23 protein-coding genes and 2 tRNA genes are annotated in these 25501 nt (G+C 68.9%); 15 read left to right on the forward strand and 10 right to left on the reverse strand.

From position 1 onward, the window contains the following. Window positions 1–7 precede the first annotated feature (7 nt). The gene (locus M2351_RS43110; protein ID WP_264662097.1) at window positions 8–1408 is read right to left on the reverse strand and encodes a selenium-binding family protein; all 1401 of its coding nucleotides are present in this window, start codon (window positions 1406–1408) and stop codon (window positions 8–10) included. 264 nt (window positions 1409–1672) lie between these two features. Between M2351_RS43110 and M2351_RS43115 the strand changes: the two genes are divergently transcribed. Further along, a complete protein-coding gene (locus M2351_RS43115) occupies window positions 1673–2011 on the forward strand; it encodes a MoaD/ThiS family protein (RefSeq protein WP_264662098.1) in 339 nt (112 codons plus the stop codon). Window positions 2012–2097: 86 nt separating this feature from the next. Here the strand turns inward: M2351_RS43115 and M2351_RS43120 are convergent, their stop codons facing one another. Continuing rightward, a complete protein-coding gene (locus M2351_RS43120) occupies window positions 2098–3174 on the reverse strand; it encodes a PA0069 family radical SAM protein (protein ID WP_264662099.1) in 1077 nt (358 codons plus the stop codon). Between the two features lie 98 nt (window positions 3175–3272). After that, window positions 3273–3893 carry a TetR/AcrR family transcriptional regulator gene (locus M2351_RS43125; protein WP_264662447.1) on the reverse strand — a complete coding sequence of 207 codons (621 nt, stop codon included), beginning with the start codon at window positions 3891–3893 and terminating at the stop codon, window positions 3273–3275. A 96-nt stretch (window positions 3894–3989) separates the two neighbouring features. Here M2351_RS43125 and M2351_RS43130 point away from each other — a divergent pair, with 96 nt between their 5' ends. Both M2351_RS43130 and M2351_RS43135 read left to right on the forward strand, forming a co-directional pair. Beyond that, window positions 3990–5099 carry an efflux RND transporter periplasmic adaptor subunit gene (locus tag M2351_RS43130; protein ID WP_264662100.1) on the forward strand — a complete coding sequence of 370 codons (1110 nt, stop codon included), beginning with the start codon at window positions 3990–3992 and terminating at the stop codon, window positions 5097–5099. Next, window positions 5096–8227: an efflux RND transporter permease subunit gene (locus tag M2351_RS43135; RefSeq protein ID WP_264662101.1), complete on the forward strand. Its 3132-nt coding sequence runs from the start codon at window positions 5096–5098 to the stop codon at window positions 8225–8227. The genes M2351_RS43130 and M2351_RS43135 overlap by 4 nt, the downstream gene beginning before the upstream one ends. Window positions 8228–8361: 134 nt before the next feature. Here M2351_RS43135 and M2351_RS43140 read toward each other — a convergent pair whose 3' ends face one another. The 5 genes from M2351_RS43140 to M2351_RS43160 form a co-directional block, all read right to left on the reverse strand. Continuing rightward, window positions 8362–10962, reverse strand: a complete 2601-nt coding sequence (locus M2351_RS43140; RefSeq protein ID WP_264662102.1) for a hybrid sensor histidine kinase/response regulator — start codon at window positions 10960–10962, stop codon at window positions 8362–8364. A 234-nt stretch (window positions 10963–11196) separates the two neighbouring features. Then, window positions 11197–11775: a carbonic anhydrase gene (locus M2351_RS43145; protein ID WP_264662103.1), complete on the reverse strand. Its 579-nt coding sequence runs from the start codon at window positions 11773–11775 to the stop codon at window positions 11197–11199. Window positions 11776–11973: 198 nt separating this feature from the next. After that, window positions 11974–13371 carry a cytochrome c peroxidase gene (locus tag M2351_RS43150; RefSeq protein WP_264662104.1) on the reverse strand — a complete coding sequence of 466 codons (1398 nt, stop codon included), beginning with the start codon at window positions 13369–13371 and terminating at the stop codon, window positions 11974–11976. Window positions 13372–13566: 195 nt separating this feature from the next. Continuing rightward, window positions 13567–13740 (reverse strand): hypothetical protein, encoded by a 174-nt coding sequence (locus tag M2351_RS43155; RefSeq protein WP_264662105.1) that lies wholly within the window; start codon window positions 13738–13740, stop codon window positions 13567–13569. A 91-nt stretch (window positions 13741–13831) separates the two neighbouring features. Then, complete coding sequence (locus M2351_RS43160; RefSeq protein WP_264662106.1) at window positions 13832–15007, reverse strand: mandelate racemase/muconate lactonizing enzyme family protein; 1176 nt, start codon at window positions 15005–15007, stop codon at window positions 13832–13834. 110 nt (window positions 15008–15117) lie between these two features. On the opposite strand from M2351_RS43160, the gene M2351_RS43165 reads away from it, so the two are divergent. Both M2351_RS43165 and M2351_RS43170 read left to right on the forward strand, forming a co-directional pair. Further along, on the forward strand, window positions 15118–16056 hold the full coding sequence (locus tag M2351_RS43165) for a LysR family transcriptional regulator (RefSeq protein WP_264662107.1): 939 nt from the start codon (window positions 15118–15120) through the stop codon (window positions 16054–16056). Beyond that, window positions 16053–16691 (forward strand): glutathione S-transferase family protein, encoded by a 639-nt coding sequence (locus M2351_RS43170; RefSeq protein ID WP_264662108.1) that lies wholly within the window; start codon window positions 16053–16055, stop codon window positions 16689–16691. Before M2351_RS43165 ends, M2351_RS43170 begins: the two co-directional genes overlap by 4 nt. A 65-nt stretch (window positions 16692–16756) precedes the next feature. Here M2351_RS43170 and M2351_RS43175 read toward each other — a convergent pair whose 3' ends face one another. After that, window positions 16757–16894 (reverse strand): hypothetical protein, encoded by a 138-nt coding sequence (locus M2351_RS43175; protein WP_264662109.1) that lies wholly within the window; start codon window positions 16892–16894, stop codon window positions 16757–16759. A 227-nt stretch (window positions 16895–17121) separates the two neighbouring features. Between M2351_RS43175 and M2351_RS43180 the strand changes: the two genes are divergently transcribed. Together M2351_RS43180 and M2351_RS43185 are read left to right on the forward strand one after the other, a co-directional pair. After that, window positions 17122–18120, forward strand: a complete 999-nt coding sequence (locus M2351_RS43180; RefSeq protein ID WP_264662110.1) for an MBL fold metallo-hydrolase — start codon at window positions 17122–17124, stop codon at window positions 18118–18120. 114 nt (window positions 18121–18234) lie between these two features. Then, entirely contained in the window at window positions 18235–18441 is a 207-nt protein-coding gene (locus M2351_RS43185) for a hypothetical protein (RefSeq protein WP_264662111.1), read from the forward strand. Window positions 18442–18450: 9 nt separating this feature from the next. On the opposite strand, the gene M2351_RS43190 is transcribed toward M2351_RS43185, so the two are convergent. Beyond that, on the reverse strand, window positions 18451–19029 hold the full coding sequence (locus tag M2351_RS43190; RefSeq protein WP_264662112.1) for a hypothetical protein: 579 nt from the start codon (window positions 19027–19029) through the stop codon (window positions 18451–18453). 201 nt (window positions 19030–19230) lie between these two features. Here M2351_RS43190 and M2351_RS43195 point away from each other — a divergent pair. The 8 genes from M2351_RS43195 (at window position 19231) to M2351_RS43230 (ending at window position 25496) form a co-directional block, all read left to right on the forward strand. Next, window positions 19231–19306, forward strand: a tRNA-Asn gene (locus M2351_RS43195). Between the two features lie 4 nt (window positions 19307–19310). After that, window positions 19311–19387 (forward strand) — tRNA-Asp (locus tag M2351_RS43200). Between the two features lie 111 nt (window positions 19388–19498). Then, window positions 19499–20287 (forward strand): 2-oxo-tetronate isomerase, encoded by a 789-nt coding sequence (otnI, locus tag M2351_RS43205; RefSeq protein ID WP_264662113.1) that lies wholly within the window; start codon window positions 19499–19501, stop codon window positions 20285–20287. Continuing rightward, window positions 20284–21552: a 3-oxo-tetronate kinase gene (gene otnK / locus M2351_RS43210; protein ID WP_264662114.1), complete on the forward strand. Its 1269-nt coding sequence runs from the start codon at window positions 20284–20286 to the stop codon at window positions 21550–21552. The genes otnI and otnK overlap by 4 nt, the downstream gene beginning before the upstream one ends. Then, entirely contained in the window at window positions 21549–22493 is a 945-nt protein-coding gene (gene denD, locus M2351_RS43215) for a D-erythronate dehydrogenase (RefSeq protein ID WP_264662115.1), read from the forward strand. The genes otnK and denD overlap by 4 nt, the downstream gene beginning before the upstream one ends. 84 nt (window positions 22494–22577) lie before the next feature. Beyond that, a complete protein-coding gene (locus tag M2351_RS43220) occupies window positions 22578–23555 on the forward strand; it encodes a TRAP transporter substrate-binding protein (RefSeq protein WP_264662116.1) in 978 nt (325 codons plus the stop codon). A 116-nt stretch (window positions 23556–23671) separates the two neighbouring features. Next, entirely contained in the window at window positions 23672–24217 is a 546-nt protein-coding gene (locus tag M2351_RS43225) for a TRAP transporter small permease (protein WP_264662117.1), read from the forward strand. Window positions 24218–24221: 4 nt separating this feature from the next. Beyond that, window positions 24222–25496 carry a TRAP transporter large permease gene (locus tag M2351_RS43230; RefSeq protein ID WP_264662118.1) on the forward strand — a complete coding sequence of 425 codons (1275 nt, stop codon included), beginning with the start codon at window positions 24222–24224 and terminating at the stop codon, window positions 25494–25496. The last annotated feature ends 5 nt before the right edge of the window (window positions 25497–25501 follow it).

Genomic DNA, 25501 nt, shown 5'->3' on the forward strand with positions numbered 1-25501 from the left:
TAATCGCTCATGGGTAGCAGTACGAATCCGAGGAGGCGTCGCCGCCTTCGAGCCGGACCTGATGCCCACGGAATCCGTCGTCGAAGCGCAGGAAGAAGCGCTCGTCGATGCTGAGGCCACCATCGGGGGCGGCATCGAGCTTCACCATCCAGCTCTTGATTCCCTCCGGATAGAACTGCTCGTCCCACGTCCGGTACAGCGAATTGGTGAAGTAGACCCGCCGCCCGTCGCGGCTGACCTCGACCATCTGCGGGCCCCCGTTCAGGCCGCCGTTCGCGCCCGGATGGCCGGCGCGCGCGACGATGCCGCCCAGGCGAACGGAGCCGGTCAGCTTGGGCTGGAACGGGTCGGCCACATCGTACCGGCGCATTTCGCCGGTGCCCCAGCACGCCACATAAAGCCAACGGTCGTCGAGCGACAGGTCGATGTCGGTCACGAGCGGCGGCACGGCCTTGAAACCCTTGAGCAGGGGCGGCAGCTGATCCGGATCCGCCGGTTCGGCCGGAATATCGATGATCTTCCGCATCGCCCACTGGTCGCCCTCGCGGTGCCACATCCAGATCGACGAGGACAGGTCGGTCAGATTGACCACAGCGTTCATGAAGCCATGCGTCTTGGTCGGATCGTGTGCCGGCCGCAATTCCAGCGCCAACTGGTACTCCGGTCCGAGATCGATGGTTTGCCGGTGGCGGCGCCTGCGCAGATCCCAGAAGTGGACGCGATGGCCATACTTGGCGCCGAGCAGCAGGTCGGGGTCGAGCCCGTTCTCGATCATGTCGGGCGTGCCCCACTCGCTGGTGACCATGGTGTCCTGGCCGAGGTGCCACCACACGTCGTAGGCCAGGAACTGCGGCCCACGATCGATCTCCCACTGGCCGAGGACGTCGAACGTCTCATGGTCCATGAGAAACACCCCGCCCGGCCCGCCGCCATTGCCGTCGCCGTTCCCGAGCGCGCTGACGTAGATGCCCTCCGGCCCGCAGTGAAGGGTGTGGGGGCGGGAGTAGTTGGCCCGTGCCGCCACCTCCTGCGGCTCGATCACCTTGACGATCTTCGGGCTGGCCGGATCGGGCTTGACGTCCAGGATGTGAAGGCGCGACGACCGCAAGCCCGGCACGATGAGATAACGCCGCTCCACATGCGGATGGGGCGCATAGGGACACAAGGCCGAGCTGCAGGCGTTCCAGCCGAAGTGATGCAGTTCGTCGCCGGCGTTGGGCATGTCCACCCGGGCAAGGAGCTGGCCGTAGCGCGACGAGGCCGGATCGACATCGACGACGCCCAATGCGTCCGGACGCGCAGCCGATTCGACATTCAGCATGGCCACATAGGCAAGTCGTTCGGAAGGGGCCTGCATGGCCATCCGGGGAGAAGGGTAGAAGCTGGGGTCAGGAGTCCAGGTTGCCATCGGGCACCCTCCCTAAACGATGCGCTCCGCACGGGCAATTCTAGGGCGGCACAACCCCCGGATTCAAAAGAGCATAGGGAAGATTTCATTGCCGCATGGCGGGCCTTCTCAGCCCACTTTGGCTAATGGCCTTACAGGATTCTTGGCGTAATTCGGCGAAGGCCGGCAGGCCGCGCGTGGTCTTGACGACGGTCAAGGACGGACGGCCGCCCCGCATCCAGCATTCCGGCGCATTCCCAAGTCGGCTTGGAGAGAGGGAACCCCATGCAGCCAGACTCCACCCCTGCCGCCGGCATCGGCCACAATTCCCGGACAGCCCCCATCGGCGTTGAGGTGCGGCTGTTCAACAGCATGGTGACGGCCTGCCCGACCGTCCCCGCCCGTTCGGCCATCACGCTGTCGCCGGGCGCGACCATCGGCGATGTGGTCCGCCAGCTCGGCCTTCCGAAGCAGGAGATCTTCCTGGTCCTGGTCAACGGACGCGACGTGACACCGAGGCTGGGCGTCCCCGTCGAGACCGGCCGGGTGTTGGAGGACGGGGACGTCGTCGCCTTCTCAGGCCCGGTTCCCTACAGCTGGGGCTACGGCGCCTGCGTGGTGTGACCCTTCGGAACCATTGGCCCGGAACCGTCAGTCAGGTGCACCAACTCACCAACCATCATCATCCCAAGAATTGATCGACAGTACGGTCAAAGCAGGGACAGTTGATCGCCAGGCATGGGAGGGGGCTTGAACGCGGTGCAGTTCAGGTCGGCCTTACGGGCGTTCAGGCCAAGGCGCTTGCAGGCCAGCTTGAAGCGCTTCGCCAGCAGCTCCGCGACCGGGCCGGAGCCCTTCATGCGGCTGCCGAACTGCGACTGGTACAGCTCCCCGTCCCGGCACTGCCGGATCAGGCCGAGCACGCGGTCGGCGCGGTTGGGCGCGTGTGCGCGCAGCCACTCCTCGAACAGGTCTTTGATCTCCAGCGGCAGGCGCAGCAGGATGTAGTTGGCCTGCGTCGCGCCGGCCTCCGCCGCGGTGGCGAGGATCGCTTCCAGCTCGTGGTCGTTCAGCGCCGGGATCATCGGGCTGGCCAGCACGGCCACCGGCACGCCGGCCGCCGTCAACTCGCGCATGGCGTCAAGGCGCCGGGCGGGCGTGCTGGCCCGCGGCTCCAGCCGCCGCGCGAGATCACGGTCGAGCGTGGTGAGGGAGAGCGCAACGTTGACCAGCCCCATCGCCGCCATCGGCGCCAGGATGTCGAGGTCGCGCAGGACCAGCGCCGACTTGGTGATGATCATCACCGGCTGGTTGAAGTCGCGGCAGACCTCCAGCACGCCGCGGGTGATGCGCTGCTCCCGCTCGATGGGCTGGTACGGGTCGGTGTTGGCGCCCAGCGCCAGCGGCTGGCAGCGGTAGGACTTCGCCCGCAGCTCCGCGGCCAGCAGCTCCGCCGCCCGGGCCTTGCGGAAAATCTTCGTTTCAAAATCCAGCCCTGGCGACAGGCCGAGATAAGCGTGGGTGGGCCGGGCGAAGCAGTAGATGCAAGCGTGCTCGCAGCCGCGGTACGGATTCACCGAACGCTCGAAAATCACGTCGGGAGACGTGTTCCTCGACAGAACGGACTTCGCCGTGTCGTCGAAGACCGTCGTCGGGACCGGTTCGGCCAACGCCTCGTTCTCGCCCCAGCCGTCGTCCGACAGGACGCGCGTCTCGCGCTCAAAACGCGAGGTCGCGTTGCTGATGGCCCCCCGTCCCTTCAGCGGCTGTCGCTTAAGCTCGTCCATACGCGAGAGGATAATCGCGGCGAATGCGAACGTAAAGCGAACAAGCGGTGCGAGTGTAAGAGCCCGACGCAAGAACTCCCACCCACCAAAATCCCGACCTATACGATCCCACGCACGAACAGCGCGACCGCCTTGCGCACGAAGGCTTCGCGTTCCTCCTCCGGGGGATAGTCGCACAGGCCCAGCTCCAGCGCGCACCGGGCCCCGCCCTGAAGCACGGACAGGAACTGCATCGCCGTGAAGGCGGGATCCTCGATCCGGGCGAGCCCGCGGCGGGCGAGCCGCTCGAACAGCGCCACAAAGCCGATGACCGCCTGCTCCGGCCCGCCCTGGTAATAGAGCCGCGCGACCTCCGGAAAGCGAGAGGCCTCGCCGACGACGGTCTGGTGCATCTTGATGACCTCCGGCGACCAGAGCAGGTCGACGAAGCGGCGGCCGACGCGGGACAGCGTCTCCTCCAGCGAAAGGTCGTCGAAGGCGTCCGGCGCGAAACGCAGGCCGTAGCGGTCGCATTCCGCGGTGATGGTCGCGACGAACAGCTCCTCCTTGCTGGGAAAGCGCGTGTAGAGCGTCGTCTTGGACACCCGCGCCCGTTGCGCGACGAGGTCCATGGAGGTCCCGCCATAGCCGAGTTCCAGGAACGCCTCGCGCGAGGCGGTCAGGATCTTCAGGGCCTTCGGATCCTGTGCGGAGGGTGCGGCAATTAGTTCTGAAGTCATCTGCACTAAACTGTATCGTTCACTCTTGACGAGGGTCCGTCTCCGATCTACGACTCTAACAGTACGATACAGTCCAGTCCAGTTGGGAGAAGGGTTATGGATCGGCGGGTGGGATCGGGATCCCTGGCGCTGGCGCTCCTGCTCGGCGCCGCGGCGCTGACCGGATGCAAAGACGAACAGACCGCGAGCGCTCCGGAGCCGCGCCCCGTGCGGGTGACGACCGTGGCGCTGGAGCCCGCCGACGACACCGTCCGCTACCCCGCCGTCATTCGCCCCCGTGTCGAGGCCGACGTGGGCTTCCGCATCGCCGGCAAGGTGGTCGCCCGGCTGGTCGAGGTCGGCGCGCGGGTGGAGCCCGGCACGCCGCTGGCCCGGCTGGACCCGGCGGACATCGAGCTTCAGGTGCGCGCCTCCCAGGCGCAGCTCGCGTCCGCCAAGGCCGACGCGGCCAACGCCCGCGCCGACTTCGACCGCTACTCCAAGCTCGCCCGGGGGGAATGGACCACCCGCCAGGAATACGACCGCCGCAAGGCGACGCTGGACAAGACCGATGCCAAGGTCCGGGAGATCGAGGCGCAGCTGCGCGTGCTGAACAATTCGGTCCAGTACACGACCCTGCTGGCCGACAGCCCCGGCGTCGTCACCGCCGCGCTGGTGGAGCCCGGCCAAGTGGTCGCACAAGGGCAGCCGGCCTTCCGCGTCGCCCGCCTCGGCGAGGTGGAGGCGGTTGCCAACATCCCCGAGCAGCAGCTGGCCGGCCTGCCGCAACGCCAGCTCGGCGTCGAGCTGTGGGCCCAGCCCGGCCTGCGCATTCCCGGGACCCTGCGGGAGGTCTCGCCCAGCGCCGACCCCGGCACCCGCACCTATCAGGCGCGCGTCACGCTGACGAACCCGCCGCCGTCGGTGCAGCTGGGCATGACCGCCACGCTGGTCGCCCGGCAGGAACGCGGCGGGATGGTCGCCCGGATTCCCCTGACCGCCATCACGCAGAAGGAACAGGGCACGGCCGTCTGGGTGTTGCCCGGCGACAGCAACAGCAACGGGGCCGACCGTCTTGACCTGCGCCCGGTGTCGGTCGTGGCCTACGCCGGCGACCTCGCGGTGGTGGCCGGCGGGCTGAAGGACGGCGACCGCGTCGTAACCGCCGGCGTGCACAAGCTCGACGCCGGGCAGAAGGTCCGCGCCTGGACGGAGCCGGCGCGATGAAGAATCACATCAAGGACGCGCTCACCCGCAACAACCTGTCGGCCTGGGCGCTGTCGCACCGCACGCTGGTGCTGTTCTTCATCCTCGCCACCGTCCTGGCCGGCGCCTTGACCTACCGGACGCTGGGCCGCGCGGAGGATCCGTCCTTCACGTTCAAGGTGATGACCATCCGCACCGCCTGGCCCGGCGCCACCGCGCGCGAGGTGGAGCAGTTCGTCACCGACCGCATCGAGAAGAAGCTGGAGGAGGTCCCCTACTACGACTACGCCCGCAGCTATTCGAAGCCGGGCGAGTCGGTCATCTTCCTGGGGCTGAAGGACTCAACGCCGCCGCGCAAGGTCGCCGACCTCTGGTATCAGGCGCGCAAGAAGGTGGGCGACATCCGGCACACCCTGCCGGACGGGGTCATCGGGCCGTCCTTCAACGACGAGTTCGGCGACGTCTATTCGGCCATCTACGCCTTCATGGGCGAGGACTTCACCCCCGCCCAGCTGAAGAAGGTGGCGGAGGACGTGCGCGCCAAGCTGCTGCGCCTCAAGGACGTGGAGAAGGTCGAACTGATCGCCGCGCAGGAGGAGCGGATCTTCGTCGAGATCTCCAGCCAGCGGCTGGCCAGCTTCGGCCTGCCGGTGGACGCGGTGATCCAGGCGCTCCAGCGCGAGAACGCCGTCGCGGCGGCGGGCGACGTCGACACCGGCAGCCAACGCGTCTACGTCCGCGTCGACCTCGGCATCGACAAGGCGGAGGAGGTGCGGGCCATCCCCGTGGAGACGGGCGGGCGCATGCTGACCATCGGCGACGTGGCCGAGGTCAAGCGCAGCTATGTGGAGCCCCGCGAGTTCACCATGCGCCACAACGGCCACGAGGCCGTCGGGCTCGGCGTCGTCATGGCGAAGGGCGGCAACGTCCTGCACCTGGGCGAGGCGCTGAAGGATGAGATGGCGAAGGTCCGGGCGAAGCTGCCGGTCGGGCTGGAGGTGGCGCAGGTCGCCGACCAGCCGCACGTGGTGGACGCCTCGGTCGGTGAGTTCATGAAGTCGCTGGCCGAGGCGCTGGGCATCGTCATCGCCGTCAGCCTCGTCAGCCTGGGCTGGCGCACCGGCATCGTGGTGGCGCTGGCCGTGCCGCTGGTGCTGGCGCTGACGCTGGTCGCCATGCAGATCCTGGGCATCGACCTGCATCGCATTTCGCTCGGCGCGCTGATCATCGCGCTCGGCCTGCTGGTGGACGACGCCATCATCGCGGTGGAGATGATGGTGGTGAAGATGGAGCAGGGCTGGGACCGGCTGAAGGCCGGCGCCTTCGCCTACACTTCCACCGCCTTCCCCATGCTGACCGGCACCGTCGTCACGGCGGCGGGCTTCGTGCCGGTGGGCCTCGCCCAGTCGGCGGCGGGCGAATACACCAACGCGATCTTCTGGGTGGTCGGGCTGTCGCTGCTGCTGTCCTGGATCGTCGCGGTGATCTTCACGCCCTACCTCGGCTACGTCCTGCTGCCCAAGCCCAAGCATGTCCATCACGAAAGCGAGGAGTTGGACATCTACAACACCCGCGGCTACCGCATCCTGCGCCGCATGGTCCAGGTTTGCGTGCGCGCCCGCTGGGTGACCATCGGCGTCACCATCGCCGCCTTCTTCGCAGCATTGGTCGGCTTCGGCTTCGTGCAGCAGCAGTTCTTCCCAAGCGCCAGCCGGCCGGAGCTTCTGGTGGACATCCGCCTTGCCGAAGGGTCCTCCTTCGAGGCGACGGCGGCGGAGGTGAAGAAGATGGAGGCGATCCTCGCCAAGGATCCCAACGTCGACTACTGGGTCGCCTACACCGGCGGCGGCTCCCCGCGCTTCTACTTGCCGCTCGACCAGCAGCTGCAGAACAGCAACTTCGCCCAGTTCATGGTGATGACCAAGGGGCTGGAGGAGCGCGAGCATGTCTTGACGGCCCTGGAAACGCGGGCGGAGGGCGAATTCCCCGCCGCGCGCGTCCGCGTCAGCCGGCTGGAGAACGGCCCGCCCGTCGGCTATCCGGTGCAGTTCCGCGTGACCGGCGACGACCCGGCGACGATCCGCAAGATCGCCTACGACCTGCGCGACCGCATGCGCGCCCACCCCAACATGGCGAATGTCCATCTCGATTGGGACGAGCTGTCCAAGCGCGTCCGGCTGGAGGTGGACACCACCAAGGCCCGCGCGCTCGGCATCTCCAAGCAGGACCTGTCGAACGCCCTGCAACTGCTGCTGAACGGCATGCCGGTCACCCAGTACCGCGAGGGCACGGAGCTGATCGGCGTCGTCTTGCGCACCACGCCGGAGGAGCGGCTCGACCTGTCGCGGCTGGGCGAGCTGAACATCCGCACCGGCCGCGGCGACGCCGTGCCGCTGTCGCAGGTCGCCAGCGTCCGTTACGAGCTGGAGGAGCCCGTGCTGTGGCGCCGCGGCCGCGAGACGACCATGACGGTCAAGGGCGACGTGACCGGCGGCATCCAGGCCCCGGTGGTCAGCCAGCAGCTGAACGCCCAGTTCGACGCGGTCCGCGCCACGCTGCCCGTCGGCTACGCCATCGCCATGGGCGGCGCCATCGAGGAGAGCGCCAAGGGCCAGGATTCCATCAACGCCATGCTGCCGCTGATGCTGCTGATCATGGTGACGACGCTGATGCTGCAGCTGCAGAGCTTCTCGCGCGTCGCCATGGTGCTGCTGACGGCCCCCCTGGGGCTGATCGGGGTGACGGCGTCTCTGCTGATCTTCAACCTGCCTTTCGGCTTCGTCGCCATGCTGGGCGTGATCGCGCTGGCCGGCATCATCATGCGCAACTCCGTCATCCTGGTCGACCAGATTGAGCAGGACGTGAGCCAGGGTCGCAGCCGCTGGGACGGCATCATCGAGGCGACGGTGCGCCGCGCCCGCCCCATCGGCCTGACCGCGGCGGCGGCCATCCTCGCCATGATCCCGCTCGCCGAAAGCGCCTTCTGGGGCCCGATGGCCGTCGCCATCATGGGCGGCCTGACCGGCGCCACCGTGCTGACCATCTTCTTCCTGCCCGCCCTCTACGCCGCTTGGTTCCGCGTGAAGGCCCCGCAGCGGGAGACGGTGCGGGACGAGGTTCCGGATGGGGTGATGCGGCCGGCGGAGTAAGCGGTTGCCCCCTCCCTCCCGCTTCGCGGGTCCCTCCCTCCCCCGCTGGGCAGGGGAGAGCTTGTTTGCGGAGCCAGCGGAGTTCCCTCCCCCGCCCAGCGGGGGAGGGTTAGGGTGGGGCGCCGCGCAACCACTCACCTCCCCCCGACCTCCCCCACCACCTTGCGCAGGTGATGCGCGGACACCGGCTTGTGCAGGATGCTGAAGCCGCTGCGCTGGGCCTCGACGATGCGTTCGGGGGCGGTGTCGCCGGTCAGGATGATGCTGGGGATCGCCGCGTTGAAATGGGCATGGACGGCGCGCAGGGCCTCCGGCCCCGTCTTGCCCTGGCGCAGCCGGTAGTCGGCCAGCACGAGGTCCGGACGGCGGCCGTCCTTTTCCAGCAGGCCGATCGCCTCTTCCTCCGCGGTCGCGGCGATGACCTCGTAGCCCCAGCCCTCCAGCATGGCGCGCAGCCCCATCAGGATGATGACCTCGTCGTCGATCACCAGGACGAGCGAGGGCCGTTCCGGATCGCGCGGCAGGCTGGCCTTGGGAACCAGAGCCGGGACCGGCGGCGCCGCCGCGCGCGGGACGGCGACGGTGAAGGCCGATCCCCGGCCAAGCTCCGACCGCAGGGTCAACGGGTGCTCCAACAACGCCGAGAGCCGCCGCACGATGGCGAGGCCGAGGCCGAGGCCGCGTTCCCGGTCGCGCTCCGGGTTGCCGATCTGGGTGAATTCCTCGAAGATTTCCTCCCGGCGTTCCGGCGGAACGCCGATGCCGCTGTCGCACACCGTGACGTGGATGTCCCCACCACACCGCCGCGCCCCCAGCAGGATGCGGCCGCCCGGCGTGTAGCGCAGCGCGTTGTCCAGCAGGTTGCGCAGGATGCGTTCCAGCAGCATGGCGTCGCTGCGCACGTGCAGCCCGGTCGCAACAATGCGCAAATCCAGCCCCTTGCGCGCCGCCTGCGGCCGGTATTCCGCGGCGAGGCGATCGAAGACGGGTTGCAGCGCCAGGACCGTCGGGACCGGCTTCACCACCCCGGCGTCGAGCTTGGAAATGTCCAAAAGACCGTCGAGCAGCCGCTTCAGCGCTTCCAGGGCCTGCTGCATGGCCTCCACCGTGGCGTGGCCGGTCGGCTGGCGGCGCATCTGGTCGGACAGGGCGGTCGCGAAGAAGAATAGGGACTGGACCGGTTGCCGCAGGTCGTGGCTCGCCGCCGCCAGGAAGCGCGACTTCGCCCGGTTGGCCCGCTCCGCCTGGTCCTTGGCCCGGCGCAGGTCGTCCTCCATGCGCTTGCGCGCGGTGACGTCCAGGGCGTAGACCGCCAGCCGGTTGCCCATGGGAAACAACCGCAGCGCGTGCCATTCGTCGGAGGCGCTGAACCAGACCTCAAGCTCGTCGGGCACGCCGAGGTCGATTGCCGGCCGGAACCGCTCCTCGAACGGCGCGACGGCGTAGGCGGGCAACACCGCGGTGTAGGATCGGCCGGTCAGGGGCCCGCCGCCGAACAGGGCGGACGCGCGGTCGTTGGCGAAGGTGATCACGCCATTGCGGTCGAACTCCAGCACCGCGTCGGTCGAGCTGGCGAGGATGGCCGCCATGCGCCGCTCCGCCGCGTGGGCCTCCTCGCGGGCGCGTTCGCGCGCCTGGAGTTCGTCGGCCATGGCGTCGAAGGTCTGCGCCAGGTCGCCGATCTCCGTCCCGTCCGGCTGCGCGCCGGTCCGCGCCTCGTGGTCGCCGGCGCGCCAGCGCTCGATCACCGACTGCACGCGCGCGACGGGGCGCAGAACAAAGGCCCGCGCCCCGAACCAAGCCGCCGCCAGGGCCAGCCCGGTCGATAACGACAGCAGCAGGATGCTGCGCCGGGTCGCCGCCGCGCGGGCGCGCATCGCCTCGTCCCGGTCGAGCCCCACCGCCATGAACAGCCCCTGGGGCGGATCCTGAACGGGCGCGGACGCGATGATGCGCTCGTGGCCATCCAGGCCGGGGATGACGGTCACCCCGCCCGATTCGGCGCGAACAAGGGACAGCAGTGCCGCCGGCAGGGGTTTCCCGACCTGGGCGGCGCCCTCCGCCGGACCGCCGTTGGACGCCTCATCCGGGAAGCGGCCGAGCAGGACGCCGTTCCGGTCGGCCATCAGAAGGTCGGCGTGTGGCGGCAGCGGCTTGCGCGCCAGATAGTCCCGCATCCAGCCGGCATCGACCGCGATCCCTACAGCGCCGGCGACACGCCCGTCCGCGTCGGTGAAGGGAACCCCAAAAGGAAGGACTGCGCGCCCGTCGGTGCGCCGCAGCACATAGTCGCCGATTGCGAAGGGCTGCCCGAACAGGGCCATGCGGATGTGCGGGAGGTCGCCGATGGCGTTGCCGACCAAACCCTGTTCGCTGGCGCAGCGCACGACGCCCGCAAGGTCGGTCAGGACGATGCCCTGCGCCCGCGGCAGCTGCCGCCGCAGGCGCGCCAGGAAGGTCTGGCACCGCGCCTGGTCGCCGATGAGCGTCGGCGCGATCTCCGCGACGGTCACCAGCACCTCGCGGACGCCGTCGATGACACGCTGCTGCTCGTCCTGGATCAAGGTCAGGAGCCGCGAAGCCTCCTCGACGGCCAGCGCTTCCCCTGCCTGCCGCGCACGGAAATCGTTGTAGGCCTGAATGCCGATGGCCGGCAGCGTGGCCAGAAGGACGAGGAGAATGAGCCGGGTTGGCAGGGTCATGGTGCGGAACGGCGCGGATGAACGGCGGGTCACGGCGCGACCCTCCTGCCACTGGGATCGATGCGCCCCGCCGCCGCACTCGCGTCATCGGATGCATGCTGCAACGCCGGGCACACTCTTTACTTGTTCTTTACCAAATACCCCGCCGCCCGACAACCAATTTGTTACGTGTACGAATCATGAAAGTGACCGTGCCGCCAAGCGCCCGGCCGGTGAGGTTCACCGGACCGGGCGCGGAAATCGCACGTTGCGATTGGTCCGCTTGGCTCAGGCGGTCAGCGTGACCGACTCCACGGAGCCGTCCAGGGACATCAGCAGCAGCTCGACCTCCAGGTCCGGGTGCTTCTGCTTGATCATCCCGGCCAGCGTGCGCAGCTGCTCCGCGTGGACGGCGGTTTCCTTGTCCTTGTCGCCCGCAAGGTCCTGGTTCAGGAAGACGCGGTAGGCGCCGCAGTCGCGGTGATCCATGACGATGACCTTGTGGATGTGGTGCAGCTGCTTGGCGACGTCCACATGGTCCCAGAAGGCCTCGCCCCAGGCCTTCTTCTTGTCCGTCAGCGCGCCGAGCGAGGCACCGGCCAGGATGACGTGGTCGTAGTTGTTGGTCAGGCCGCGGCCGTCCATGTAGCGGACGATGTCGTCCACCAGCCGGTAGTCCATGCAGGAGAGCAGCAGCGCCTCCACGTTCCCGCCGGCCTGCGCCTTGCCCGGGATCATCGGCGCCAGCAGCATGGCACCGGCGCCGAGCGACGCGATCTTCAGGAAGGAGCGGCGGGAATTGTGCGGCGTGTGCCCGCAGCAATCATGGCCCGCGTGGAGATGGTGGTGTCCGGTCTCGTCGTGCATGGAAGCCCCTGACTGTTCTTGAGGGCGGCGAATGCCACCCAGAATGGCAGCCTCCATCTTTCCCACACACGTGGAAAGGCGCAAGAGTCAAGGATTCCACATCATGGAAATTGCAACGAACGATCAAGTCACCTTTCCGAACGAGATCCTAAACAAGAAATTTCGTTTCTCGCAGCAGGGGTGTCACGGCCCGATCCATCAAGGACCAACAACGTCCACGTCCATCTTCATCTTCGGGTGGATGCCGCAGAAGACGTAATAGTGGCCAGCCTCCGGGAAGGGGATCAGCGCGCTCTGGCCCGGATCCTGGACGCCGCTGTTGAACTCCTTGCCCTCGCGCTCGTAGCGGACGTTGTGCTCGCGGTTGTCGTCGTTGTGGACGGTCAGCGTCTGGCCGGCGCGCAGTTGCACCTCGGCGACGCTGAAGCGCTTGCCGCGCTGTCCGACGACTGGCGGTATGGCGGGAAGCGTCGCGGCGACCGGAATGACGGGAGCGAGGGAGGCCACTTTGACCGGCGGCGCCTCCGGCTTGAAGGCCGGCGCCGGGCCGCTGGCGTCGAGGCTGCGCAGGAAGGCCAGCAGGTCGGCCTTCTCCCCCGCGGTCAGGGTCAGGCGCGGCAGGTCGGGCGACAGGGTCGGCCTGTCCACATAGTTGCCGGCGTAATGGTCGAGCACCGCTTCCAGCGTGGCGATGGAGCCGTCGTGCATGTAGGGCGCGCGGTTGCCGACGTTGCGCAGCCCCGGCGTCTTGAAGGCGTGGTCGACGCTGGGCTCGCCCAGGATGGCGCCGCGCCCCTTGTCGTCGCCGGGCAGCCCGATGTCGTGGAAGGCGTGGTCGGTGAAGGCCCAGCCGGAATGGCAGGAGGCGCAGCCGGCCTTGCCGGTGAACAGGTCGAACCCGCGCTTGGCGCTGTCCGACACGGCCTTGGCGTCGCCGGCCACCCAGCGGTCGAAGGCGGTGTCGCCGGACAGGATCGTGCGCTCGAAGGTGGCCAGCGCCTTGCCGATGTTGGCGGCAGTGATCTGCGGCGCCTCCGGGAAGGCGGCGGCGAACAGCGGGGCGTAGTCTGGCTTGGCCTTCAGGGCGGCCACCAGCCCGTCCAGCGTCTGGTTCATCTCCCGCGGGTTCTGGACCGGGCCCAGCGCCTGCTCCTCCAGGCTGGCCGCGCGGCCGTCCCAGAAGTAGCGCTCACCCCAGGCGGCGTCGCCGATGTAGGGCGTGCGGCGGCCGAGCGGCGCGCCGTCCAGCCCGTCGGCCGCAGCCCGCCCGTCCTGGAAGCCCTTGCCCGGCTCGTGGCAGGAGGCGCAGGCGCGGTCGCCGGCGCCCGACAGGGCGGTGTCGTGGAACAACCGTTCCCCCAGTTTCACCTTGGCGTCCGCGTAGGGGTTGGACGCCGGGAAGGGGACCGCCGCCGGCCGGGCGTAGTAAGCCGGATCGTTCGGCGACGCGTCCGGCGCGCCCGCGCGCTGGGCCGACAGGACGGCCGATGCGCCCCCGAACAGCCCGGCGCTGAAACCAGCGCTGATCAGGCCGGCGACGATCAGGGACAGGGTGCGGGAACGGGTGGGGGAAGACATCGGCTTCGACATCGGCATCGGCACGAACCTCAGGCACGGACCATGAATGAGAGTTATTCTCATTTGCGGTTTACGCCTGCGCCCCCACCGGCGCAAGGGAGATCCGAGCCTCTGCGGCCAAAAGGCGCAGGCCAAAGGGCATAAACTCTGAAAAAGAAACGGGCCGCTTCCCCGTCCAGGGAAGCGGCCCGTTCCGGCATGGTGCGGCCGGGATTAACCGCGGGTGCTGCTTGACGCCTTGGTGCCGGTGGCGACCGTGTCGCTGGCCGGCTTCTGCGTGCTGGCGCTCGTGCCGTGGTTGGACGAGCAGTCCGCTTGGGCGATCCCCGCCGTCAGGAGGGCGGCGAGACCGAACAGCGCGGCAACCGGCTTGGCTCCATGAGACATTGGATCACCTCCTTTCCGAAATGTTGAACACCGGAACAGGATGTGTGCGGCGCGTACCCGGGCTTCAACCGCCTCTACCACAGGAACAGGGTTACGCACCCGTCTCCAGCGCGTCGCGCATCACGCCGAACAGCTCCGCCTTGTCCTCGAAGCCGATGCCGGGCAGGGTCGGCAGGCGGACGCGGCCGTCCTCCACGGCGATGCTGTCGGCGAAGCCGCAGAAGGGCTTGAAGACGTCCGGGTAGCTCTCGTTGCCGCCCAGATGCAGGCCGGCGGCGATGTTCAGCGACATCTGGTGGCCGCCGTGCGGAACGACGCGGCGGCTGGACCAGCCGTTTTCCGCCAGCATATCCAGCGTGCGCAGGTATTCGACAAGGCCGTAGCTGAGCGCGCAGTCGAACTGCAGCCAGTCCCGGTCCGGCCGCATGCCGCCGTGGCGGATCAGGTTGCGGGCGTCCTGGTGGCTGAACAGGTTCTCGCCGGTCGCCATCGGCTTGTCGTAATGGTTCGCCAACTCGGCCTGGAGCGCGTAGTCGAGCGGGTCGCCGGCCTCCTCGTACCAGAACAGGTCGTAGGGCTTCAGCGCCTCGGCGTAGGCGATGGCGGTCTTCAGGTCGAAGCGGCCGTTGGCGTCGACGCAGAGGTTCCGCCCCTCCCCGACCACCTCCAGCACCGCGTCGATGCGGCGCAGGTCGTCCTCCAGGGAGGTGGCGCCAATTTTCATCTTCACGACCTTGTAGCCGCGGTCGCGGTAGCTGCGCATCTCGGCCTGGAGTGCCTCCACACCCTTGCCGGGGTAATAGTAGCCGCCGGCCGCGTAGACCCACACCGACTCGTCGGCCACGCCGCCGCGGTAGCGGTCGGCCAGCACGCGGTAGAGCGGCTTGCCCTCGATCTTCGCCACGGCGTCCCACACCGCCATGTCGATGGTGCCGACGGCGACTGAGCGCTCGCCATGCCCGCCCGGCTTCTCGTTGGTCATCAGGCGCGCCCAGACCTTGAAGGGATCCAGGTTGCCGTTGGCCTCGTCGACCAGACTGTCGGGAGCGGCGGACATTAGGCGGGGGATGAAGCGTTCGCGCATCAGCCCGCCGGCCCCGTAGCGGCCGTTGGAGTTGAAGCCGTAGCCGATCACCGGCTTGCCGTCGCGCACCACGTCGGTCACCACCGCGACGACGCTGCAGGTCATCTGGCTGAAGTCGATGTAGGCGTTGGCGATGTCGGACTTGATGCCGACGGTCTTCTCCCGGATCTCCACGATGCGCATGGCGCGTCCTCCTGTGTTCGTGGCGGGAACATAGGGATGGACGCCGCCGCCGGGCCAATGCCAGTTTCCAATCGCGTAATGCAGGATCGGCATAGGCTCCGGAACAGACCATGGAACTGAACTGGCTGGAGGATTTCCTGGCGCTGGCGGAGTGCGGGAACTTCTCGCGCGCGGCGGAGGGGCGCCACCTGACCCAACCGGCCTTCAGCCGGCGCATCCGCGCGCTGGAAGACTGGGTCGGCACGCCGCTGTTCGACCGCGCGACCCAGCCCGTCGGCCTGACCGAGGCCGGGCGGCACTTCCGCCCCTTCGCGGACGAGACGATGCGCCGCCTGCTCCAGGGGCGGGACGAGGCGCGGCTGGCCGGGGAGGTCGCGGCCTCCTCCCTGCGCTTCGCGGCGACCCACGCGCTGTCGCTGACCTTCTTCCCCGCCTGGCTGCGCGCGCTGGAGGGTCGGGCCCATGTCCATGCCGACTCCGCGGCGCGGCTGGGCGCGATTCACCTCGTCTCCGACAGCATGCAGGCCTGCGAGCAGGTGATGCTGCAGGGGCAGGCGCAGTTCCTGCTGTGCCACCACCACGTGGCTGCCCCGTCCCGGCTGGACACCGCCGCCTTCCGCTCCGCCCGCGTGGGGGAGGACGTGCTGGTGCCGGTGACCGCGCCGCGCGCGGACGGCCAGCCGCTGCACAGCTTGGCGGCGGGTCCCCTGCCCCACCTCGCCTACAGCCCGGAGTCCGGCATGGGGCGCATCGTCCGTGCCGCGCAGGGGAGCTTCCCCGTGCCGTTGCGGCTGGAAACGGTGTTCACCTCCCATCTGGCGGCGGTGCTGCGCACGCTGGCGCGCGACGGGCGCGGGGTGGCGTGGCTTCCCGAAAGCCTGATCGCCGACGACCTGTCGCGCGGCCTTCTGGTGCGGGCGGGCGATGCCGCCTGGGACATCGCGGTGGAGGTGCGGCTGTTCCGCCCCCGCGCGCGCCAGAGCCCGGCCGCGGAGGCCTTCTGGACGCTCGCCGCGGCGCCGGATCACGAGCGGGGGGTGGAGGAATGACGGAAGGCTACAGGCTGTATGGGGTGCCCGGCTGGGGCTCGGTGCTGGTGGAGGCCATGTTGACCTGCTGCGGCGTGCCGGTCGTGTTCGAGGATGTGGAGGGTTTCGACCGGGAAGGCCCAGCGCGTGAGCGGCTGCGCGCGGTGAACCCGCTGGCCCAGGTACCGGCCCTGGTCCTGCCCGACGGCACCGTGATGACGGAGAGCGCGGCGATCGCGCTTCTGCTGGCCGAGCGCCACCCGGAATCGGGTCTGGCGCCCCCACCCGATACGGCGGAGCGGCCGGAGTTCCTGCGCTGGCTGGTGTGGATGGTGGCGAACGTCTACCCGACCTTCACCTACGGCGACTATCCGGAGCGCTGGGCACCAGGTGCGCCGAACGACCTGGGCGCCTCCACGCTGGAGCACCGCAAGCGTCTGTGGCGCCAGTTCGAGGAGGCCGCTGTCCGCGGGCCATGGGTGCTGGGGCAGCGCTTTTCCGCCCTGGACGTCTACGTCGGGGCAATGGTGCGCTGGCGGCCGCGAGGCGCCTGGTTCAGGGAGCACTGCCCGAAGATGGCGGCGGTTGCGGACCGGGTCGGCGGCCTGCCGGCGCTGGCACCGGTCTGGCGGCGGAACTTTCCGTCGGAACCTTGATCAAAAACGGCGGGGGACGGCGGAAATTCCCGTGGGGACCGCCCCCGCTCCGTACCGCGTCGTGATCACTTCTCGGTCAGAGCGCGGTAGACCAGATACACCGGCGTGGCCTTGAACCAGGACACCACGAACTCGCGGATGATCTGCGCGTGGGACGGCTGGGTCAGGGCGGTACGGGCGTTGGCGAAGGTCGAGCTGTTCATGGAAATCTCCATCGTTCGCTGATGGGTGGACTATACACTGGTATACCAAATACCCTATGCGCTGATTTTGCATGGCAACACGTCAAAAATGCAATTCTATCAACGTGTTGTCAACAAAACTTTCTGCGCCGCGCACCGTTTGTTTAGCTGATCGTCATAGGCCTTAACCGCCCCCGCGGCGCGGACAAGGCCTAGCCAAGGAACCGCCGCGTCCCCACCTGTTGCCCATGCCGCGCGACGACTCCCAAGCCCGCTTTCCCGCCGTCCCAAGCGACCACTGGGACGGCAACCGATTTTTCAATCCACACGCGGACACGGACAAAAGCCTGCGCGACCTCTGGCGGCTCTACCGGACGTCCTGGCAGCGCTGGCCGGCGCTTCCGCCGGTGGAGCCGCGCGTGCCTCCCGCAGCACCTCTGGCACGGGGCGAGGTGGCGGTAACCTTCGTCGGGCACGTCACCTTCCTGATCCAGGTGGGCGGCGCCACCTTCCTGACCGACCCTGTCTTCTCCGACCGGGCCGGGCCGTTCGGCCGGCTGGGACCGAAGCGCGCGCACCCGCCGGGGGTGCGCATGGCGGACCTGCCACCCATCGACGCGGTGTTGCTGAGCCACAACCACTACGACCATATGGACGTGCCGAGCCTGCGCCGGCTGGCGCGTCGCCACGGCGCCGTCCAGGCGCTGACCGGGATCGGCAACGGGCCGCCGTTGCGCCGGGCCGGCTTCGAGGCGGTGGCGGAGATGGACTGGTGGGACGGCATCGACGGGCCGGAGGGAACGCGGATCACCTTCGTGCCCGCCCAGCACTGGTCGGCGCGCGGGCGGTTCGACCGGCGCCGGACCCTGTGGGGCGGCTTCGTCGTCGAGGCGCCGGACGTCACCGTCTATTTCGCCGGCGACACCGGCTATTGCCCGCATTTCCGCGAGATCGCCGCGCGCTTCGGTTCCATCGACGTGGCGCTGCTGCCCATCGGCGCCTACGAGCCGCGCTGGTTCATGGCGGCCCAGCACATGGACCCGGCCGAAGCCGTGCGGGCGCATGGGGAACTGGGCGCACGGCAGAGCGTCGCCATGCATTTCGGCACCTTCCAGCTGACGCCGGAGGCGTTCGACGCCCCCGCGCGGGAGCTGGACCAGGCGCTGGCGGAGCAAGCCGTAGAGTCTAACCGCTTCGTCGTACCGACGGTTGGGGAGACCCTGCGCTTCCGTCCCCGCTATATCTAGGGGAGAGTCACGATCGTCTCCCGACATATGGCGCAAGCGTCATTGTTGGGACCATCGCGCCGGGGTAATGCAGGAGATGTAAGGAAACACCACCATCGGCGGGACCCGGCGGAAATGCAGTTGGAAATCAATGCCTTCGTCAGCTCACTCGGCAGCGACTCGGACTGGGACACGAGCGCGCTGGACCAAGTAAGGGAGACGGTGCGCTCCCTTGCGGAGAACCTGGCCGCGCTGAACCTTGGCATCATCCTGGAAGTGCGCGACGTGCAGCGGTCGCAGACCGTCGCGCGCATCATCCACGCCGATGCCCTGACGCGGTGAGCTGCCGGATTACTTCCGCATCGGCCACGCCCGCCGGGCCAGGCGGGCGTCGAGGTCCTCGGCCTCCACGGTCGGCTCGCCCTGGCAGCGCAGGACGAAGCTGAAGGTGTCCATGACGCGGTCCAGCACGATTTCCTGGTCGTCCGGGCGGCGGCTGACCGACACCACGGCATAGCCCGCGGCGCGCGCCACGGACGCCTCCCCACGGATGCCGCGCACGCCCCAGCCGGCCAGCGCCGCCTTGCAGCGGAACAGCTCCACCGACAGGCCGGCCCCGCCGGTCGCGCCCTTCACCACATAGCCCGCGGCAACGGCCAGGGGGGCCAGCAGCCCGTCCCAGTCCAGGCAGTCCTCCCGCGACACCCACATCCCGCCCACCGAACAGGGGGCGGCGCCAATCGCCTCGCCCAGCCCGGCGCGGAAGGCGCGCAGGCCCTCCACCGCGTCCTGCGCCGGCATCGGCTCGGTCCGCACCCCCTCGGGCATCAGCAGCAGGCGCCCGGCCCATTCGGTGGAGGGCGGAAGCTGCTCGGTCAGGCGGGCGATCAGGGCCTCGCGGGCGGCGGCGAACGGAACGACCTTGGACATGCGGGCTAGGACCAACGGAGGGTGGAGGGGAACTGGTCGCGGAAGGAAGCGAAAGCCGGCCCGTCTGTCAACCATCGGGCGAGCGGTGGGCGCTCTTGTCACGGGATCCCTGGTGCCGCTCCGGCTTTCGGAAAAAAGTGACGCGCCCTGTTCGATTTCCCTTGCCAGGGTCCCGGATCAGCTTTATAAGCCGGCCTCCGTTCCGGATTAGCTCAGTCGGTAGAGCAGCGGACTGTTAATCCGCGTGTCGCTGGTTCGAGTCCAGCATCCGGAGCCATTACGCGGGTGTAGCTCAGTTGGTTAGAGCGCCGGCCTGTCACGCCGGAGGCCGCGGGTTCAAGTCCCGTCACTCGCGCCACTCTCTCTTTTCCTGCCGTCAGGCTTGACGGCGCCCCGAGCGGGCGTCGACACTGCCGGACAATCAGCGGACCCAACAATCGGTCCGCGCCCACGGGGAGGAGAGAGGGCCATGGCGCGCCTTGCCGCCAATCTCACCATGATGTTCAACGAGGTCCCGTTCCTCGACCGCTTCCAGGCGGCCGCCGACGCTGGTTTCCGCGCGGTGGAGTTCCTGTTCCCCTACGACTTCCCGGAGGCCGAGGTCGCCCGCCGCAAGGCGGACAGCGGCGTCTCAATCGCCCTGTTCAACATGCCCCCCGGCGACTGGGCCGGTGGCGAGCGCGGCCTCGCCTGCCTGCCCGACCGGGAAACCGACTTCGTCGAATCGGTGGAGCGCGCGCTGATCTACGCCGCCGCCCTGGACTGCCCCACCCTGCACATGATGGCCGGCATCCCGCCCGCCAGGATGGACCGCAAGGACGCGCTGGCGCTCTATGTGGAGCGGCTGCGCCACGCCGCCCACCGCGCCGCCGACCACGACCGCACCATCGTGATCGAGCCGCTGAACGACCGCGACATGCCCGGCTACCTGCTGCGCACGACGACGGAGGCCGTCCAGCTGATCGAGGCGGTGGACCGCCCCAACGTGAAGCTCCAGTTCGACCTCTACCACGCGCAGATCATGGAGGGCGACCTGACCATGCGGCTGCGCCGGCTCGCCCCCATGATCGGCCATGTGCAGATCGCCGGTGTCCCCGACCGGCACGAGCCCGACACGGGCGAATGCGACCCGCACCACCTGCTGCGCGCGCTGGACGACATCGGCTACACCGGCTGGGTCGGCTGCGAATACCGGCCGAAAGCGGGCACCGTCGCCGGGCTCGGCTGGGCGAAGCGCTATCTGGAGGGTGCGCGATGAGCCGCCTCTTGCTGGGCTGCGTGGCCGACGACTACACCGGCGCGTCGGATCTCGCCAACACGCTCGCCAAGGCGGGCCTGCACACCGTCCAGACCATCGGGCCGGAGGGGCTGGACCACGCCCCCGACGACGCGGAGGCCGTGGTGGCCGCGCTGAAGAGCCGTTCCATCGAGCCCGCCGAGGCCGTGCGCATGTCGGTGGACGCGTGGCGGCGGCTGAAGGGGCTCGGCGCGCGCCAGTGCTACTTCAAGTATTGCTCCACCTTCGACAGCACCGACCGCGGCAACATCGGCCCGGTGATGGACGCGCTGCTGGAGGAGACGGGCAGCGCCTTCACCATCGCCAGCCCGTCCTTTCCGGAAACCGGGCGCACCGTCTACCAGGGCAACCTGTTCGTCTGGAGCCAGCCGCTCAACGAATCGCCGCTGAAGGACCACCCGCTGAACCCCATGCGCGACGCCAACCTCGTCCGCGTGCTGGAACGGCAGAGCCGGACCAGGATCGGGCTGGTCGATTGGCAGACCGTGATGCAAGGCCCCGACGCCGTGCGCGCCGCCTTCGACGTGCTGCGCAAGGCCGGCGTCGGGGCCGCCGTTGTGGACGCGCTGACGCTGGGCGACCTCGCCGCCATCGGGGCGGCCTGCCGCGACCTGGCGCTGGTCACCGGTGCGTCGGGCCTGGCCGGCGGCATCGCCCGCAACTTCATCGAGGCCGGGCTGGCCAGCGGCCGCAACGCCACCGACCTGCCCGCCGTCGCCGGGCCGGAGGTGCTGATCGCCGGCAGCTGCTCCCCCGCCACGCTGGCGCAGGTGGAGGCGGCGGGCCAGCGCTATCCCGTGCTGCGGCTGGACGTGGACGCCCTGCTGGCCGGCACGGACGTGGTTCCGGCGCTGCACGAGGCGGTCATGGCCCGGTTCGGCGAGACTCCGGTCCTGGTCGCCTCCAGCGCCCCGCCGGACAGCGTCCGCAGCGTGCAGGACCGCCACGGCCGGGAGGAGGCCGGGCGGCGTGTGGAGGAGGCCTTCGCGCGCCTCGCCAAGGGACTGGCCGAGGCCGGCGCCCGCCGCTTCGTGGTGGCCGGGGGCGAGACCTCCGGTGCCGTGGTCGACGCGCTGGGCGTGAAGGCCCTGCGCATCGGGCCGGAGATCGCGCCGGGCGTGCCCGCGACCGTCAGCCTTGGCCCCGTGACCTATGCGCTGGCGCTGAAGTCCGGCAACTTCGGCGGCCCGAACTTCTTCTCCGACGCGCTGGAGGTGATGCCATGAGGATCCTGATCACCGGCGGCAACGGCTTCCTCGGCCGCAAGCTGGCGCAACGGCTTCTCGCGGAAGGCGGGCACCACGTCACATTGCTGGACATCCAGCCGGGTGCGGAGCCCCTTCCCGGCACCGACGGCATCGTCGGCGACCTCTGCGACCCGGCGGTGCAGGACCGGCTGCGCAAGGAAGGCTTCGACAGCGTCTTCCACCTCGCCGCCGTGGTCAGCGCCGCGGCGGAGGCCGACTTCGACCTTGGCATGCGCGTCAACGTGGACGGCACCCGCGCCCTGCTGGAGGTCTGCCGCGCCCTGCCCGCCCCGCCCCGCGTCGTCTTCGCCAGCTCCGTCGCCGTGTTCGGCCACGCCCCGCCGCTGGTCCTGGACGAAACGCCGGCCCGCCCGCAATCCTCCTACGGCACCCAGAAGGCGATCGGGGAGCTGCTGGTAAACGACTACAGCCGCAAGGGCTTCATCCGCGGTTGCAGCCTGCGTCTGCCAACCGTGGTGGTGCGGCCGGGAAAGCCGAACCTCGCCGCGTCCTCCTTCGCCAGCGGCATCATCCGGGAACCGCTGTCGGGCGAGCGCTCTACCTGCCCGGTGCCGCAGGAGTTGGCGCTGTGGATCACCTCCCCCGCCCGGGTGGTCGCCAACCTGCTGCACGCCCACACCCTACCGTCTGAGGCGTGGGAGGACGACCGCACGCTGAACCTGCCGGGCATCTCCGTCACCATCAGCAGCATGATCGCGGCGCTGGAGAAGGCCGGCGGCGATTCGTCGCTGATCGACCACCGCCCGGACGAGCGCATCGCCCGCATCGTCGCCAGCTGGCCGGCGGACATGGACACGGCCCGCGCCAACCGGCTGGGCTTCAGCCGCGACACGGGCATCGACGCCATCGTGCGGGCCTATGTCGAAGAGGACATGCCCAAACGGGTCAACACACGCTAACATTTGCTCGCGTCACCAACAGTCTCAGAGCCGGACCACCGGCCGCGGTGCCGCCTTGCGTTCCTTGAGGGAGGAAACACGTTCATGTTGTTGAAGAAGTTCGTCGCCACCGGTGTGTTCGCGCTCGGCCTCGCCACGTCCGTGGCGGCCAGCGCCGACGAGTTGAAGCTCGGCTACTCGCTCGCCCCGACCTCCCACTATGGCGTCGGCGCCACGGCGATGGGTGACGAGCTGTCCCGCCTGTCCGGCGGCAAATGGACCATCAAGCAGTTCCCGGCCAACGCGCTGGGCGGCGAGCGCGAGATGGTGGAAGGCGCGCAGATTGGCACGGTGGACATCGTCGTCACCTCCTCCGGCCCGGTCGGCAACTTCGTGCCGGACACGCTGATCACCGACATTCCCTTCCTGTTCAAGGACTACGCCCACGCCCACGCGGTGCTGGACGGCCCGATCGGGCAGGCGATCCTGGACCAGTTCCCCAAGCACGGGCTGATCGCGCTGGCCTGGGGCGAGAACGGCTTCCGCAACCTGACCAACTCCAAGCACCCGGTGAAGTCGCCGGCCGACGCCAAGGGCCTGAAGATCCGCACCATGGAGAACCAGGTGCACATGACGGCCTTCAAGACGCTGGGCGTCCTGCCCACGCCGATGGCCTTCCCGGAGCTGTTCACCGCCATGCAGCAGGGCACGGTCGACGGGCAGGAGAACCCCATCGGCGTGATCCTGTCGGCCAAGTTCTCCCAGGTGCAGAAGTACCTGACGGTGACGCAGCACGTCTATTCGCCGGCCCTGATCATCCTGTCGCCGTCGGTGTGGAACAAGCTGTCGGATCAGGAAAAGGGCTGGTTCAAACAGGCCGCCCTGACCGGCGCCAAGGCCATGCGCCAGAAGGCCGAGGACGACGCCAAGAACGGCATCGAGGAGCTGAAGAAGCAGGGCATGGAGGTGGTCACCGACGTGGACACCGCCGCCTTCCAGGAGGCCCTGAAGCCAGCCTACGCCGACTACGCCAAGAAGTTCGGCCAGGACAAAATCGACGCGATCAAGTCGTACAAGTACTGAGCCGCACTGTGCCCCTCCCTAACCCTCCCCCGCCTTTGGCGGTGGAGGGGATCAAGGCCCCCTCTCCCGCGCAAGCGGGGGAGGGATGGGGGGCCAAGCGATCCGAGGAGTCCCCCATGCTCGCGGCCCTCTCGTCCGTCGAATCCTTCCTGATGCGCTGGACCCTGCGCGCGGCGATGGCGCTGCTGGTGCTGACCTGCTGCGTCTCGCTCTACCAGGTGGTGACGCGCTTCGTCTTCGAGGAACCCTCCACCTGGTCGGAGGTGACGGCGCGCTCCCTCAACATCTGGATGGTCTATCTGGGCGTCGCCGTCGCCTTCCGGACCGGCGCGCTGATGGCGGTGGAGTTTCTGTTCAACCGGCTGCACGGCGGGGCCAGGGCCGTTCTGGTCGTGGCGATCGCCGGCCTGTCGCTGGGCGTGCTTTTGGTCATGGCCTGGTACGGCTGGGACATGGCCGCGCGCGTGCGCTTCCAGATGCTGGCAGGCGTGGATAACCCCTTCACCGGGGAGGGCATCTCCATCGCGCTGGTCTACGCCGCCGTGCCCGTCGGCTCGGTCCTCGCCATCGTCGGGCTGCTGGCCCGTACGGTGGAGCAGGTCCGCGACGCCCTGCACGCCCGCACCACCGCGACAGCCCCCCAAGAAGTGTACGAGGTGTAGCCCCATGACCAGCTTCATGCTCCTCGTCATGGTCGGGCTGTTCGCGCTCAGCGTCCCCATCGCCATTGCCATCGCGGCGGCCAGCATCGGCGGCATCGCCGCCTTCACCACCATGCCGCTGATCGTGGTGGCGCAGAAGCTGGTGACGACCATCGACAGCTTTCCGCTGATGGCCGTTCCCTTCTTCATCCTGGCCGGCAACCTGATGGAGGCCGGCGGCATCTCCCGCCGGCTGGTCGACTTCGCCAAGGCGGTGGTCGGCAACGTCCAGGGCGGGCTCGCCTGCTCCTGCGTGCTGACCTGCATGATCTTCGCCTCGGTGTCGGGGTCGAGCGTGGCGACGACCTTCGCCATCGGCTCCATCATCATCCCGGCGATGATCAAGCACCGCTACCCGCCGGAGTTCGCCGCAGCACTCCAGGCCACCTCGGCGGAGCTGGGGGTGATCATCCCGCCTTCCATCCCGATGATCCTCTACGGCGTCTCCGCGGAGGTCTCCATCGGGGAGATGTTCGCGGCCGGCGTCGGGCCGGGCCTGCTGATCGGCGGCGCGCTGACCCTGTTCGTCTACGTCACCTGCAAGATGAACGGCTGGGGCAAGGAGGACGGCGTCGGCAACCTGGGCTTCGTCAAGGCGACGGAGCGGGCGGCACTCGCCCTGCTGATGCCGGTGATCATCATCGGCGGCATCTACCGCGGCGTCTTCACGCCGACGGAAGCGTCGGTGGTCGCCGTCTTCTACGCGGTCATCGTCGGCATGGGCGTCTACCGCGCCATCGGCTGGCGCGACCTTGGGCCGATCCTGAAGAAGTCGGTCCTGTCCTCCTCCATCATCATGTTCATCATCGCGGCGGCGGGGCTGTTCAGCTTCCTGATCACGCGGGCCGGCGTGCCGGCTGCCATCGGCGCCTGGATCGCCGAGGCCATCGGCAGCGGCTGGGCCTTCCTGCTGGCGGTGAACCTGTTCCTGTTCGTGGTCGGCATGTTCATCGAGACCTCGGCCTCGATCATCGTGCTGGCCCCGATCCTGGCCCCGGTCGCCGCCCATTTCGGCATCGACCCCGTGCATTTCGGGCTGATCATGGTGGTGAACCTGGCGCTGGGCATGGTGACGCCGCCCTTTGGCGTGAACCTGTTCGCCGCCTGCCAGGTCGCCGGCCTGAGCCTGGAGCAGATCATCGGCCGGCTGGTGCCCTTCGTGATCGTCGTCTTCGCCTGCCTGATGGTCATCACCTACGTGCCCGCGGTGACGCTGTTCTTCCGCGGCCTCGTCTTCTGAGGAAC

Source organism: Azospirillum canadense, assembly GCF_025961225.1.
GTDB lineage: Bacteria > Pseudomonadota > Alphaproteobacteria > Azospirillales > Azospirillaceae > Azospirillum > Azospirillum canadense.